The sequence below is a fragment of the Methanosarcina sp. genome (assembly GCF_035390745.1).
In the GTDB taxonomy this organism is placed as follows: domain Archaea; phylum Halobacteriota; class Methanosarcinia; order Methanosarcinales; family Methanosarcinaceae; genus Methanosarcina.
Window position 1 is genome coordinate 1 of record NZ_DAOOUJ010000034.1, and the last position, 14,814, is coordinate 14,814.

A 14,814-nucleotide genomic window follows, 5' to 3' on the forward strand; every position below is an offset into this window, starting at 1 on the left:
TGTGGATGGTTCTTATCCTGATCCTTGCGGTTATCGCCCTCTGGCAGGCAAGAACCTTTGTCTCAAAGTTCTGAATGAATTAGGAATTGAAGAAGAGAAACTGAAACAGCAGGATTGCAGGATTAAAGGACATACCAGTCAGTATCATCTACTGAGAGGTCTTCCTTTAACCCCACTTCCCTTCCGGGAAGCCCGAAAGCATCGGTAATCGCATCGGAGAAGTCCTGAAGGTACTCTTTAGATGAGAGGCTGTTGTAAATGAAGGCTTTATTGGGCTGGATCATCTTTTGAATCGTAGCTTCTCTGGGGACAATATCCACTTTTACATCGACCATTTCAAGGGCTTTTTCCATTGCAGTACGGAAATCCCCGATACAGTAGGCTATCCTGTGCCTGTAATTTTCCCTTGTTTTTTCAAGGTAAGCGGCAATCCTTTCGCTTTCAATTCTGATGAAGTCCCTTTTGATCTTAGTTACGTTGCATTTTCCCATCATGAAAGTATAATTCATGAAAGGGTACTGGGTATCAAGTTCCCTTGGAGCAATCCCGCAGGTTCCGAATGTTACTATGTGTACATCCTCTGGTTTTAGAATGCCAAAAATTATCCGGTCGAACTTTTTATGGGACGGGCTTTCATGGTAAGGCTTTCTCTTGGCACAGGGGACGAAAATACATACTTCCCTGAAAGGAGCTTCATACTCGGTGAGAACCCAGTCGTTGGCTCTTATCATATCAGGGTGATAGATTATCCTCTCGGTATCAAGAGGCTCTTTGGAACGTTCATCTTCAGGAATAATGGGCTGCATAAACCTCGGCTTATTGAATCAGGAAATGATATATAAAATTTCCCGATAAGACCCTCCTGAAGCAATATTTTTTAAAAACAAACGGGAAAGAAACAATGAAATGTTTAACAGATTTGTCTGATGAAAAAAATGAAACAAAAAGAGAAGTAAGTTTATAAATATATCCACCGATATTGATAATCAAAGAATACATAACGGGAAATTAACATAATTGGGAATTATGCTTTTAAAAGCAAATTTGGAGACCGGAACAAGGTTTTCTGTTTTATGAGCATCCTCAGCCCATCTCAGTACAATGCCTGAAAGTGCTGGCTGGTATCCAGAAAGATAAAAATAAATTAAAACAACAGGGCGAACCGTTCTTAAATAGTGGTTTTATGACAAATTCTATTCATGAGATGATCAGAGCAAGCTTCAAATGCGAGGATATGGTGAAGTGTGTGCTCGGTTTGAAGTCCCTTGATATCGAAGCATACAAGGCTCTGCTTGTGCATGGACCCCTGACAGCAGAAAAACTTGGAGAGATTCTTAACAGGGAAAGAAGCACTGCATACCGTTCTCTGCAAAACCTTATAGCCTGTGGAATTGTTTACAGGGAAACAAGGTCCATAGAAAGCGGGGGATACTATTATGAATATGTAGCCATCGAACCTCATGAAATGAAACAGATGGTTAAGAAAAACGTTGACGAATGGTACAACCAGATGAACGAGCTGATTGAAAAAATGGATGATAAAGTAAGTGCCCTTGTTACACGGCTGGGCGATGCAGAATCGACCACTAATGACAAAGTTGAACACTAAAAATTAAAGCAAAAAATAAAATTAAAGAAAAAAATCGAACAGAAAGTTAAAACAAAATTAAGGAAAAAATTAGTGAAAACAAAAAAGGAAAAACACAGACCGAATAAAGATTCGGCCAGACTCACTGTTTTAATCCGTCTACAAAATCTCCCATTCTCTCGATTGCTTTTCTAATATCGTCAAGAGATGCTGCATAAGCGCAACGCAGGAAACCTTCGCCTGCTTCCCCGAATACATCTCCGGGAATGGTGACAACCTTCTTTTCATCAAGGAGACGCTCTGCAAATTCAGAAGAGGAAAGCCCCATGTCCCCTATGTAAGGGAAAGCATAGAAAGCACCTCTCGGGTTACAGCATTCAAGCCCTATGCTGTTAAAGCCTTTTACAATAAAGTGCCTGCGCCTGTCGTATTCACGGACCATTTTTTCCATTTCCGTTTTTCCGTTGCGTAGAGCCTCAATTGCCCCTACCTGAGCAGTTATGGGGGCACAGAGCATGCAGTACTGGTGGATCATCATCATTGAATGAATGATATTCGGAGCTCCCATGGCAAAACCGAGCCTTAACCCTGTCATGGCATAGGCTTTGGAAAAGCCGTTCAGCATTACAGTGCGGTCCTTCATGCCTTCAAGGGAAGAGAACGGGACGTGGGTGCCTTCATAAGTAAGGCACTCATAAACCTCGTCCGAAATTACAAATAAATCATTCTCAACAACGAGGTCTGCAATGTCCTCCATTCCTTCCTTTTGCATAATTGCGCCTGTAGGGTTGTTAGGGAAATTGAGGACAATTGCCTTTGTCTTGCTGGTGATTGCAGGCTCAAGAGCTTCTGCAGTAAGGCTGAAATCATCATCCCTGTGTGTGGAAACAATTACAGGCTTGCCTCCTGCCAGAATTACTGAAGGGACATATGCAACATAGGAGGGCTGAACAACAATTACCTCATCTCCGGGATTTACCACTGCCCTGATTGCTATGTCAAGAGCTTCGCTTACTCCTGTAGTAATCAGGATTTCGGATGCAGGGTTGTAGTCCAGGCCGTAGCGCCTGTAATAGGTTCTCGTAAGTTCGTCTCTGAGTTCCGGAAGCCCGTAGTTTGAGGTATATGATGTCTGCCCTTTTTCAAGAGAGTGGATGCACATCTCACGGATATGCCAGGGAGTGACGAAGTCAGGCTCTCCTACACCAAGGGAAATTATATCCTCAAGTCCGGAAACCAGATCAAAAAAACGGCGTATTCCCGATGGAGGGATACTCTTTACAGCTTCCGCAACGAATTTCGAAGGATCGCATGGAGGTCTCAAGCAAACACCTCTATAAAAAATCATTTAAGTTATATGAAATATAAAGCGGGATAAAAAGGATAAAATTTAGCAGTCCCGTATTAAAACGAGACCGGGAGCCTTTGAATTGACTCAGGCTCATGAAGGATTACCCCGTCTTCTTTATAGGTCTTCAGCACGAAATGAGTGGACGTACTCTGAACCTGGTCAAGAGTGGCGATTTTTTCTGCCACAAAAAAAGCCACATCCTTCATAGACTTCCCTCTAACAGTAAGGGAGATGTCGTAGTTCCCGGACAGAAGCCTGACAGATCTGACCTCCGGGAACTTAAAAATCCGTTCTGCAATTGCCTGATAGCCCTGATTACGCTCGAGGGTGACCTTCAACTCGATCACGGCGTAAACATAATTTTCCCCAACAAGGTCCCAATCAACTATGGTCTTGTAGTGCCGGATAACTCCTGTTTCTTCAAGCTTTGCGATCGTCTGGGAAACTTCCTGTGCAGACATTCCTGTTAAGGTCGCAATTTCTTCAGGACTTGTTCGGGCATCATTTTCAAGAATTTCCAATATATGTTGAATCTTTTCATCCATATTGACCACCGGCACAAAGTTTAGGAAAAGTTGGCACAGAACCCCGGTTTGGGGTCAGGGCTCTCTTCACTTATTCGATTAATACAGCGTTTATAACTCCTTCCTGCCCGGGTCTGCTTGTAACTCTAGCATTGCCGAGGGGAGTCCTTATAACGGCACCTTTTGTCAGAATGTTACGCCTGACATAGTGTTTGTTGGCAGTATTGTCAACGACAGTTTCGATTGTTGCAGTAACTGTCTTTCCGTCTTTAGGGTTGGTTATGTTTGCAATGTTGGACTGGAGAAGTCTTACTTTCCTGTTGCCACCCATAGTGTGAACGTTCTTTCTTTTTACTTCGCTGATACGGGTATCCGCAGATTCGCGGCCCATTTCAAATTTGCGCTTTCCGCGGGAAGCAATGATCTTTCCGCCGGTAGCTTTTCTTCTGGAGCTGCCTTGCCATCTCATTATTAAAACCTCATAATTTTATTGAAATTTAAGTCAAGATTTGTATTCAACGTTATTCCTGGTACTACTAAAGCCAATTTTCGACGGAACCTTGAATGGTCCGGATAGTAAATATCCTGTAATCCTGGTGATCCTGATCTGGTGATCCTTATCAGGGCATAAGCATACCTGTCAGTAGCCTAATTGCTCTGCTAATATATTAATGTATTAACAGGAGTACTTTGATTAGCATATTTGCTAGGACTTAGCAATACGAATAGAATCGTATATGAACTTTGCGATCATACCGCCAGAAAAATCCGAACTTCTGGGCAGATTCTAAATACAGGTAACTGTAGCTGAAAAGTAGCGCCTGAAGTTTATAAAACTATCTGGTAAAAAGGAATAAAAAATCGTCACAAAAAAGATATATATATACAGATTTAAATAAAAACAAGACGTAGAAAAGCTCAGAGTAAGGACTTAAAAGGAAGTCTCAGACAGGTGAATTAAAAAACCTTTTTGGACCTCAGAAAACTAGGTAGTCCTGGAGGATAAATAATGGTCACTGAGATCTCACTTAATACTATATGCGGACATACAACAAAAATCATCGCTACAAAAGAAGGCAAAAACACCAATATACATATCAAAACCACCTGTGAAAAACTAAGGAAATGGGGCACAAAATTCGATATGGGCATGAAAGACCTCATGGGCGGTCCCGATACTGTACTTGCCCAGAAGTCAGCTGAAAATCCTCTTACTCCAACGTGCCTTGTTCCGGCTGCGGTAATGAACGCCTGCTGGCTCGAGAACGGCATGATCTCTAAAAACCTTGCCCGGGAACTGGGAAAAATGGAAATTATTTTTGACAAACTTGAGTGAGGGACTCTCAGTCAGAGCCTCCGATATTTGCTTTCTGCATGAGACAAAAAGATGTATAAAGCAGGAAGCTGAGAAAAACAATACTCAATAAAAAATTGAGAGTACTGCGAAAAATTTCATTTCAGAACAGGAACTCGAGAATGTTTATATTAAATCTGGTTGTGTGTAATTTAGTAAAAACTCAGCAAACGCAATCATATAAAAAGTAGAGATCATATAAATTACCAGAATCAAATTTAACAGACAAATAACCCGGAGTAATAGATATGGAGTTAAAAGAGATCAATAATTATGGACAGGAAATAATCGAATGCCTTAAACTCAAAACGTCCCCGGTTGCAGTTAAACTGGTCCCCAAAGGAGAAAAAGTTCCTGAAGGGATCAAAAAAGTGGATGAGCCCATGAGGCACTGCCAGCTCGTTGACAGGGTGAGAAGGACAGGCGAAGAGTTTTACGCGATGGGAGAAGACGAGCTGTGCAAAGGCGGAGCTGGTGCCATGGGTCTTGGAGAAATGCCCCCCAAAGTCGCCAGTGGAGAATTTTATTATTCGAGTTTAAAAGTGTTCAGCACCCCGGAAGCTGCAAAGCGTACCATTGATATGGTGGCGAAACTTCCCCCCAACTCTACAGAAGCCATTCTGTATGCGCCCCTTGAAAAGACCACTTTTGTGCCGGATGTTATACTTGTCATCTGCAATCCGAAGCAGATAATGTTGCTCACTCAGGCATATATGTACAAAGAAGGAGGTAGAGTGGAAACCGGTTTCGCAGGCAAACAGAGCCTCTGTTCCGACGGCGTGGTGCAGACATACAAAGAAGGAAAAATAGAAGTTACAGTCGGTTGTAGCGGCAGCAGATCTTACACCAAAATATCAGACGATGAAATGATTATGGGCATCCCTATTAAGCTCCTTCCCGACGTCGCAGCCGGGCTCAAGGAAATCTGCCCCAAATAAATATAAAACATGAATATAAATAAAGATATAAATTCCTCCATGTTTAAGCCCAAATTGGGTGAAATTAATCAAATATGACATGATAAACGCGACCTGTTTATTATGTCATATTTGAAAACTGTTTTTCCTCTTCAGATATTCGAAAATGCTAATTTTTTTAAATGCTAGCTCCAAAAACCTGTGCTTTATCCAGCCAATCTCCCTGCAAAACATCTCCTTTTGCTGTCACGCTGGTAGCTATCAAGACACCTCGGTCTTTCCACTTCATATAATCTGCCGTTTGCCTGTAAGTATCTATGGCGCCACTGAAAAATCGTTCTTCATCGCCCTCTCCACACATGATCAAAGCAGATTCTTTTATGTTAAGTGGTTTTTTACAGTTATTCACGCAGTAGGCACAAAGTCTGTCAACCGCGGCCTTCAACTGTGCAGAAATCCCAAAAAAGTACAGAGGAGAAACCAGTACAAGCATATCTGCGCTTTCGAGCAGTGGTTCAATTTCTGCCATATCGTCACACTGGATGCAGGCTCCATCCTTTGTCCAGCACATTTCACATGCCGTACATCCACCAATATTAAGTTTTGCCACTTCAATTTTATTTACTGTGTGCCCCTTTTCCTGTGCTCCTTTCATAAAGGCATCTGCCAGCATATCGCTATTTCCTTCCTTTCGCGGACTACCAGTAAGTATCAGTATTTTTTTATTCATTGCCCAACATCTCCAAGAAATTAATTCATTATATTTCCGTAATTTTACGCTTCACTCTACAAGGACTGCAAACATCTACTGTATTAATCCTGTTTTCCTACCAGATGAGAGTCACTGATTTAAAAAGCAATGATGTAATAATATTAAGGATTTTTTAAACTTCACCAGAAATAAGTCCTCTTGAGCGAGCGAAGCGAGTATTCTAAACCAAAAATTAGTCCTCTTGAGGGAGCAAAGCGACCGAAAAGGACCTCGTGCTTCCGACGCGAAACTCGGAAAGGACACCGCCCTCCCGAGGCGGAACTCGGGTGGCGCAATTAGGGTGGCGCAATTAGAGTGGGAAGCGATGAATTATATACTAACAAAGAAAAGAGAAGGAAAATGACCTCTTACATAGCAGACTCGGCAGTCTTTATAATGGGAAACTGCGATGTGGACAGCTCACTGCTTATTACCGTCCCTTCGGTAGTGGATGAATTAAAAAGCAGGGACTCCGTGCTTCGTTTTGACCTTGCAAAAGAGGGAGGGCTCAGAGTAGAATGGCCAGAACCGGAAATGGTAAAAGAGGTTCGGAAGAAAGCTGAACAGACGCGGGACTCAGAGGAACTTTCAAAAACAGATTTGGAAATTCTCGCAAAAGCCCTTGAACACAGGGAGACGGCTATACTGCTCACAGATGATTATGCAGTCCAGAACGTTGCCGTGCAGCTAGGGATTCAGGTTAAACCGATTGCCCAGAAAAAGATAAAGGATGTCCTTATCTGGCAAAAACAATGTATTGGCTGTAAAAAAACCTTTGAAAAGGGAGATGAATGCCCAGTTTGCGGTTCACCCCTCAAAAAGAAGAGAAAAAAAAGAATTAAAGGCAAGAGTTATCAGGAAAGCTGAAGAAAAAGATATAATGCTTGATAGTCTAATAATGTTTTTAACTGAGAAAAGATATACTTGAATTAAAATTTTCAGGCAGTAATTCCAGGCAGCATTCATAAGAAGAGCTGCAAAATCGGCCGGAAATACCGCCAGATAAAAAATTTCAGGTGGGAATGGAGGCATGAAGAATATAGAAGATCTCATTCAGAAAGCTGTGGAACTGCAGAACAACGGGCTTGGAAACGGCCAGATTGCCGACGAGCTTAATGTATCAAGAGAAACAGTTACATGGCTTTTAACCCGTTCGAAAAAAGAAGTTGCCGCCCCCGCTCCAAAAGACATATCCGTAAACTGGAGCAGCATAGGAAAGAGCGCTACAAGGCTTCACTACATCTCGCTTGCACTCTGCGATATGGTTCTTGAAACGCTGGAAAAGACAAACGCCGAGGTGGACGTGGTAGTTGGCGTTGCAGCAAGCGGCATTCCTCTGGCAAGCATGATGGCAAATGAGCTGGGAGCAGACTTTGCCCTTTACCATTCCCGTAAAGGACAGGATGTAGTCCAGCCCGGCCAGAAAGGTACCATCAGCAGGAACTTCGGAAGCGTTGCAGGCAAAAACTGTGTTATCGTTGACGATGTAATTACTACAGGTTCAACCACAATGGAAGTAATTGAGCAGCTGCGCGAAATGGACGCAAAACCCAGAGCAGTGGTGGTTCTTGTGGACAAAAAAGGCGCGGATACAATCGCCAATGTTCCGATTCAGTCCCTTGTCAGGATAGTGCGTGTGGACTGAAAAATACTGAAAATAAAACAGAAGAAAATCTTTTTTACATGGAAAGCCTTTCACAGGAAAGGTTTTCCAGAACTTAAATTTTTCCCACTTTCTACACTTCTCAACTTCTTTTTATTTGTTTTTCTACCTGCTTCATGCGTTTTTGAACCATTGCTTTAAAACAGGATTATTTTAAAAACAGGAATTATTATCTGCAGAATCAGGAAAGATAAGTAAGAAGGAGAAAGATTAACAGGTTTTTCACATGCCTGTTAATACTCAACTTCTGTAGATGCAATCTTTTCTGCAAGTCTTGAGAGCACTTCGGTTCTCATTCCTTCCACAAACTTGATACTGCCAACAACAAGGTGTCCGCCTCCACTTACTCCGGCACCTTTCATTTCTTCGTGAAGCTCCCTGACAATCTGGGGGATATTCATAAGCACGCCTTTTGAACGGATGACAGCAAAATCAGGGCCGTAGCCAATGGTGACAACAGGCTTGTCCGGATACTTTTTGGTAAGCACATCGTGAACTTCTCCGGAGGTCTTGCCTGGTGGAGGGAATGTAAACTTCTGGGCATAGTTTTCGACATCTATCACATTCATAATAGCCCCGTTCGCCAGTTTCTGGGATTTGACATTGAAAAGGCAGGTCTCAAGCTGCTCTTTTATCATGGCGTTTGCCTGTTCACAGAGAAGAGAAACCAGATTTTTATGGATAGTGTGGTCGCCAAGGTCCAGGATGTCGTCAATTAGACCTTTTCCACTGCTGAATTTAAGCCAGAACTGCTCATAATCCAGGGCCAGAGCCATATCTTTCAACTCCTGAAGCGAATAGCGGTCCGAGACTAAGGAGATATATCTTCCAGCCTCAGGAGCCTCAGAACGATCCCCTACTGCAGAAACAGCAGGAAGGTGCTTTATCGTATCACTGACTGCGGGATTAATCATACGGGCAACCTCGGCACACAGCATGCCAGCGGTAACTCCGAAATCTCCCCCTACATGGGCAGGGTTAACATGCCCTATAAGATACTGGTCAACGATGTCGTCAGGATGGTGGTGGTCAATAACAAGCATCTGAATGCCGTAAACATTCGCCTGCCGCATTGCAGGAACGTCTTCTTCGGTCGAGCCGTTGTCTACCTGGATAACAAGAGGCATTTTCTGCCCGTGCCTGGCATAGTCTTCAAGTGCAAAGGAAATATCCCTTGTGACATCGGCAAGTTCGTAAAAGGGAGCCTTTGAAGGAGCACGCTTATAGAAATAATACTCTGCGTCCGTTCCACCGATTTCACTGATAAGGGGAAGAATTGCCCGTTCAATGGCAATTGCAGAAGTAATCCCATCGGCATCTGCATGGTGCCTGAGAAGAATGGGTGTCGAATGGAGAATTGCCTTTTTGATCTCTTTGGCGACATGGAGCATTCTCGGCCTGAGCTTTTCCAGAATCTCGCTTTCAATAAGGAAAGGAATATCAGCAGGGGCTGCTTTCTCGTCTATTACCCTTTCAACTCTAGCCTTGACAGCAGCTTCTTTTTCTCCTGTCAGCTGTTTCATGCTCATGACTTCGATCTGAACCTGCTCATCTCTTGGAGTCACTTCTCCGGTAATCGAGACAATCATTCCTGCATCGATATGAGGGTAAGACCTCTTTCCTGCACTCTCAAAAGCCGCACATGGAATGAAGCCTCCTTCATCGCTTATGGTGAAAATTGTCGGCCCACTGGTCTGCTTTACCTGAATAACCTCTCCTTCGATCCGGATGAGCCTGCCTTTCATGCTGATATCTATCTGGGACGAATTCTTAAGCGGGAGCTCTTTTTCAATCTCGATAGTTTCGTATTTTGTGAGAGTTTGCGGGATAAGATCCAGCTTTCCTCCGGCTTTAATGCTTTTTACAAGAACAATCACAGCATCCCCAACTTCAGGCTGGACCCCGACATTGCTGGAATGCATAAGCCCTCTCACATGAGGGTTCAGATCCACAAATACGCCAAAAGAGGCAATGCTGCTCACCATGCCGTGATACAGTTTTCCTGCTTCCACATCTTTGAGGTCGCAGGACTCGTCCAGTGCATAAACATGCTGGGAACGTGCACAGGCACTGCAAATTTCTTCCTCTGCATCCTCGAGGTTATGAATTCTTGCTCCACAAACCCTGCAGGTATAGATCTTTCCAAATCCCTCGCAGGCTTCACATGGTCTGGTAACTTCAATGCTCCCCTTGCCTTTGCATTTCTCACATACTGCACCATTTTTCAAGAAACTGTTAATGTCTTTTTCTGAAATTTTCATGAAATCAACTGATTTGGACTTACCTTTCCCCTTGCAAAGAGGGCAGACCTCAGTTGAGATAACTTCGTAGCCACGTCCGTGGCAGTCTGGACATTCCTTACTCATTAATATCAACACCGGTGGTTCTTCCGAACCTGCGTTTTCTTAACCTCATAATTTAATAAAATTCAAATCTCGTTTTGAACTCCATACATGCATTTTATTCTGCGCCGGCATTCAGTCCACTGATAACTGTACGGTTTTCCCCCTGCCTGAAATCAAAGCCTGCCGACTCGTTATTTTTCTGCATATCTCCTGTTTTTAAGTTCAATATCTAATGTATACAAGATATAAGTATTTGCCAGCATGCCATTTTGCATAGCCGTCTGCATACCCGGAACTTTCAGGCTTCCAGGGCAGTTTCTGTCATATTCAGAGAATTTGGGGCTGTTATTTGGAGAATATCTATGATCAAGGACAGTGACCACAATCCAATGAAAAGCTGACGAATGCTGGTGTGAGGACTTATATAGATTCACACATATTTTAGATAGATGACTGAATGTAAAATTTTTAATTTATAACTGCTTACTTTATGTGAATTTTCACAAATTCCTCAAACAAAGAACACTTAATTACCATCAAATTCAATTTTAGATATATTGATAGGAGGGAATAGAACTATGGTTGATTTCATTGGTGGATCATTGTTTCCTGTATTAATAATTGTAATATTAATACTCTCACAATCAATAAAAATGGTTAATGAGTACGAGCGCGTTGTAATTTTCAGGCTTGGTCGCCTTAGCGGAGTAAAAGGACCAGGCATCTTTCTGATTATACCTATAATTGATAAAGCCATAAAAATCGACCTGAGAGTCGTTGCAATTGACGTCCCCAAGCAGGCAGTCATCACAAAGGATAATGTCACAGTTGAAGTGGATGCCGTTGTCTATTACAAAGTAGTTGAGCCCGGCGCTGCAATTACTCAGGTCGAAAACTATATGTTTGCAACTTCAACCCTTTCCCAGACCACACTTAGAGACGTAATGGGACAAATGGAACTTGATGAGCTGCTTTCGGAAAGAGAAAGCATCAACAAACAGATTCAGGATCTTCTGGATGCTTATACAGATCCCTGGGGGATCAAAGTTACAGGAGTAACTATCCGTGATGTAGCCCTGCCTGAAACAATGAAGAGGGCAATTGCAAAACAGGCTGAAGCTGAAAGGGAAAAGCGTGCCAGGATAATCCTTGCAGACGGAGAATTCCAGGCTGCAGAGAGAATGAAAGATGCTGCCAGCCTTTACCAGGGAGTTCCGACTGCCATTAAACTAAGAGAACTCCAGACTCTTGCCGAGATTGCCAGAGAGAAAAACCTGATCGTAGTTACACAATCTCAGAATCTTGAAACCGGAAATATTGCCGCCCTTTCTAAAGCTATATCCGAAAAGAAAGAACTATGAAGACAGATAAAGCCGAAAAGAATGTAAAAACGAGAAAGGATAATTAATTATGCAAATAAAATTGGTTTTCCGTTCTCTCTTTATTTTATTTCTCTGCATGACCTTTACAGCTGTTTTCACGCCTCCTGCAGGGGCAGCAGCTGAAGATAAAGTGCTTGTGCTTGAGATTAGCGGGGCTATCACCCCGGCATCCGACAATTTGATAGCTGACGCAATAGAAAGAGCCGAGAACGGAAACTTTGAGGCTCTCATAATTACCCTGGATACTCCAGGAGGGGGGCTGGATGAGACTCAGATAATCATAAAGGCAATTGAGAATGCCACCGTTCCTGTGATAGGTTTTGTTCCTGAGAGCGGAAAAGCCTGGTCTGCAGGAACCCTTATACTTATGGGGACCGATGTTGCTGCAATGGCTCCTTTTACAGTCATAGGATCAGCCCAGCCGGTACAGATGTCTGCAGAAGGAACAAAACCCGTCGAGGACGAGAAAATAATAAATGCCCTCGTAAAATTTTCTACTGAAACGGCAAGAAAACACGGGAGAAACGAAACTTTTGCAGAAGAAGTGATCACAAAGAACCGGAACCTGAATGACGAAGAAGCTCTGGAAGAAGGAGTTATAGAATACAGAGCCTCTTCCATTCGGGATCTGCTTGCTCAGGTAGATGGAAAAATTGTAAAAGGTAAAGAACTGCATACCTTAAATGCAGAAATTGAAACCTACGCCCCTCCCTTTTCCCTTTCCTTCCTGATGCTCATTTCAAACCCGATCCTTTCTTCCCTTCTTCTGACAATCGGGCTCTACGGGATTATCTTTGGGATTTCAAGCCCCGGAGCCGGAGCAGAAATTTTTGGGATTATTTCAATCGTGCTCGGGCTGATAGGCACAGGATTCGATATTAATATAGCAGCATTTTTCCTTATCATTGTAGGGATAGGACTTCTTATTTTAGAAATTAAGACCCCAGGATTTGGAATTTTCGGGCTTGCAGGGCTTATCAGCCTGATTATAGGCAGCCTCTTCCTCGTACCGCTGGGAAGTGAAAACATTTACACTCCGGAGTTCAGGAGACTGCTAAGTTTGACAATTGTAACTCCCACAATAGTTTTCGGTATTTTTCTTGTCTATGCAGTATATAAAGTAGCCGAAATCAGAAAGAAGAAGCCAGTTATTGGAGATATTATAGGAGATACCGCCCGAACTATAGATTCGATAAGCCCTGAGAAAAAAGGATTTGTCCGATATAGGGGAGAGTACTGGAAAGCCAGATCCGAAGAAAAAATAGGAGTTGATCAGGAAGTAGAAATTATTGGAAAAGAAAGGGAAGTTCTTGTAGTAAAAAGAAAAATATAAACTTCCTTTCTCTTCTGTTATTCTGTTACCCTTCAATTATTTTCTTATTTCTTTATTGTAGCTTACTTTCTTTTCTTGCTCTTTATTTTCTCAAGAACTCTGTATTTTTTATTGATAGCTTCTTCAGCCGCCCTGTCAATTGCAGCCCTCATTTCCTCAAAGTCTCTTGGGTTTTCTTCTCCATGCACCTTTTTGACAGGAGTATAAGCTGATTCTCTAAATCGGGGTGCAAAGTCCCGGACTTCGCCATTAACAATAATTTCAGCTCCGCTGCCTTCTTCAACACGGCCTATGATGTCAATCTCAACCCCTGCAGCCCGAACGGTTTCAAGAATTTCGCCTGCATATTCAGGAGGGGAAATAACCAGCAGGGCATCAAGAGACACGCCAAGATAATCTATTTTAAGGGTCTCGAGCATGGAGAGAACCTTCGGGTTCACAAGAGCCCGCATTTTTTCTTCTTCAAAGACCATTTTTACCTTTGCAGTCTTTGAGATTTCCCGGGCATCCCCGCGGATTCCTCCATTGGTAACATCGGTCATGGAATGGACCTTTTTATAAAGCCCCGAATTCAGGAGAGCTTCGCAGGCTTCAAGAAAACGGATGTTAATAGTCTCTTCCACAACATCATGCATCCCGTAGTAAAGTGCAGTTGTGGAAATTGTTCCTCCTCCTGCGCCTTCAGTCATAAGTATAAGGTCTCCTGCCCTTGTTTTATTGCGTGAGGTAAGGGAAGAGGTAACACCAACAGCTCCGACGCCTCCGGTCATCCTTTCACCTATGACCATGTCCCCGCCTATACGGAGAGTGCTTCCGGTGATGAGAGGAATTCCGGTAAGCTCTGAAACCGTGGTTATTCCTGCAATATGGTCGAATATTTTTGCCACATCTCCGTCGTCTGCAATATGGATATCTGAAAGCATGGCAAGGGGGCGGGCTCCCATTGAATAGACATCACGCAGGGCTGCTCTGGCTACATGGAAACCAGAAAGGAACGGGAAATCACTGAGGCGGGAGTGTATCCCGTCAATTGTGACTACCAGGTATTCATCCCCTATTTTCACAACGCCTGAGTCATCAAGCTGAGAGCTGTCAACGACAGCACCGGTCTTGCCTATAACTTCCCCAAGCTTGGAATGAACATAAAAGTCTCCTGTACCTCTTGAGCCCACACCGAATTCACCCATAGCAACTCCTGAAACAGTGGGGCTTAATACGTCTCCCTCGGTGTGGAGAGTCGCTTTCGCCTCACAGATAACTGCAGCTGCAATCTCGCGGGCCCTGCCGGAGCTTATGCTTTTGATTTCAAGTATTCTTGAAGCGAGCTGTGCCTCAAGCCCGGTTTCATTTGAAGGGTCTTTTCTAAGAGCCCGTTTTGCATAACCTTCTATATCCATAACAACCATCCTCTCGAAGATCTCTGTCGCTGCTTTACAGGGTGCAGGACAGGATAATAATTTGGAATTAATACTGGTTTTCCTGATTAGTTTTAGATTGAATATTAAATGATACAAAATACCTCAAAACCCAAACTTAGCAATCTAAAAAACGGTAAGTAAAGGTATAGCTACAAAACCAGAGCATACCTGCCTGTATATTTGTTTAG

Annotated in this window: 14 protein-coding genes; 7 read left to right on the plus strand and 7 right to left on the minus strand. The window is 43.1% G+C overall.

The window, feature by feature from the left end:
- Positions 1 to 122: 122 nt before the first annotated feature.
- A complete protein-coding gene (locus PLL47_RS09115) occupies positions 123 to 806 on the minus strand; it encodes a DUF5591 domain-containing protein (protein WP_324445881.1) in 684 nt (227 codons plus the stop codon).
- Between the two features lie 377 nt (positions 807 to 1,183).
- Between PLL47_RS09115 and PLL47_RS09120 the strand changes: the two genes are divergently transcribed.
- On the plus strand, positions 1,184 to 1,609 hold the full coding sequence (locus PLL47_RS09120) for a helix-turn-helix domain-containing protein (RefSeq protein WP_324445882.1): 426 nt from the start codon (positions 1,184 to 1,186) through the stop codon (positions 1,607 to 1,609).
- A gap of 121 nt (positions 1,610 to 1,730) precedes the next feature.
- Here PLL47_RS09120 and PLL47_RS09125 read toward each other — a convergent pair whose 3' ends face one another.
- From PLL47_RS09125 to PLL47_RS09135, 3 genes are all read right to left on the minus strand, one after another.
- Entirely contained in the window at positions 1,731 to 2,912 is a 1,182-nt protein-coding gene (locus PLL47_RS09125) for an aminotransferase class I/II-fold pyridoxal phosphate-dependent enzyme (RefSeq protein WP_324445883.1), read from the minus strand.
- A gap of 80 nt (positions 2,913 to 2,992) precedes the next feature.
- Positions 2,993 to 3,484, minus strand: a complete 492-nt coding sequence (locus PLL47_RS09130) for an Lrp/AsnC family transcriptional regulator (RefSeq protein ID WP_324445884.1) — start codon at positions 3,482 to 3,484, stop codon at positions 2,993 to 2,995.
- Positions 3,485 to 3,554: 70 nt separating this feature from the next.
- Positions 3,555 to 3,932, minus strand: a complete 378-nt coding sequence (locus PLL47_RS09135; RefSeq protein ID WP_324445885.1) for a 30S ribosomal protein S8e — start codon at positions 3,930 to 3,932, stop codon at positions 3,555 to 3,557.
- A gap of 540 nt (positions 3,933 to 4,472) precedes the next feature.
- On the opposite strand from PLL47_RS09135, the gene PLL47_RS09140 reads away from it, so the two are divergent.
- Together PLL47_RS09140 and PLL47_RS09145 are read left to right on the plus strand one after the other, a co-directional pair.
- Entirely contained in the window at positions 4,473 to 4,799 is a 327-nt protein-coding gene (locus PLL47_RS09140; RefSeq protein WP_324445886.1) for a DUF6951 family protein, read from the plus strand.
- Positions 4,800 to 5,065: 266 nt separating this feature from the next.
- Positions 5,066 to 5,755, plus strand: a complete 690-nt coding sequence (locus tag PLL47_RS09145; protein WP_324445887.1) for a DUF169 domain-containing protein — start codon at positions 5,066 to 5,068, stop codon at positions 5,753 to 5,755.
- A gap of 157 nt (positions 5,756 to 5,912) precedes the next feature.
- On the opposite strand, the gene PLL47_RS09150 is transcribed toward PLL47_RS09145, so the two are convergent.
- A complete protein-coding gene (locus PLL47_RS09150) occupies positions 5,913 to 6,464 on the minus strand; it encodes a flavodoxin family protein (protein ID WP_324445888.1) in 552 nt (183 codons plus the stop codon).
- Positions 6,465 to 6,845: 381 nt separating this feature from the next.
- Between PLL47_RS09150 and PLL47_RS09155 the strand changes: the two genes are divergently transcribed.
- Together PLL47_RS09155 and PLL47_RS09160 are read left to right on the plus strand one after the other, a co-directional pair.
- A complete protein-coding gene (locus PLL47_RS09155; RefSeq protein WP_324445889.1) occupies positions 6,846 to 7,352 on the plus strand; it encodes an NOB1 family endonuclease in 507 nt (168 codons plus the stop codon).
- 163 nt (positions 7,353 to 7,515) lie between these two features.
- Positions 7,516 to 8,130, plus strand: coding sequence for an orotate phosphoribosyltransferase-like protein (locus tag PLL47_RS09160; RefSeq protein WP_324445890.1), 615 nt, complete (start codon positions 7,516 to 7,518; stop codon positions 8,128 to 8,130).
- A 251-nt stretch (positions 8,131 to 8,381) separates the two neighbouring features.
- Here the strand turns inward: PLL47_RS09160 and PLL47_RS09165 are convergent, their stop codons facing one another.
- Positions 8,382 to 10,514 (minus strand): OB-fold nucleic acid binding domain-containing protein, encoded by a 2,133-nt coding sequence (locus tag PLL47_RS09165; RefSeq protein ID WP_324445891.1) that lies wholly within the window; start codon positions 10,512 to 10,514, stop codon positions 8,382 to 8,384.
- 557 nt (positions 10,515 to 11,071) lie between these two features.
- Between PLL47_RS09165 and PLL47_RS09170 the strand changes: the two genes are divergently transcribed.
- Positions 11,072 to 11,854: a slipin family protein gene (locus tag PLL47_RS09170; RefSeq protein WP_324445892.1), complete on the plus strand. Its 783-nt coding sequence runs from the start codon at positions 11,072 to 11,074 to the stop codon at positions 11,852 to 11,854.
- Between the two features lie 97 nt (positions 11,855 to 11,951).
- Positions 11,952 to 13,208 (plus strand): NfeD family protein, encoded by a 1,257-nt coding sequence (locus tag PLL47_RS09175; RefSeq protein ID WP_502883691.1) that lies wholly within the window; start codon positions 11,952 to 11,954, stop codon positions 13,206 to 13,208.
- Between the two features lie 62 nt (positions 13,209 to 13,270).
- Here the strand turns inward: PLL47_RS09175 and PLL47_RS09180 are convergent, their stop codons facing one another.
- The gene (locus PLL47_RS09180; RefSeq protein ID WP_324445894.1) at positions 13,271 to 14,605 is read right to left on the minus strand and encodes an AIR synthase-related protein; all 1,335 of its coding nucleotides are present in this window, start codon (positions 14,603 to 14,605) and stop codon (positions 13,271 to 13,273) included.
- Between the last annotated feature and the right edge of the window lie 209 nt (positions 14,606 to 14,814).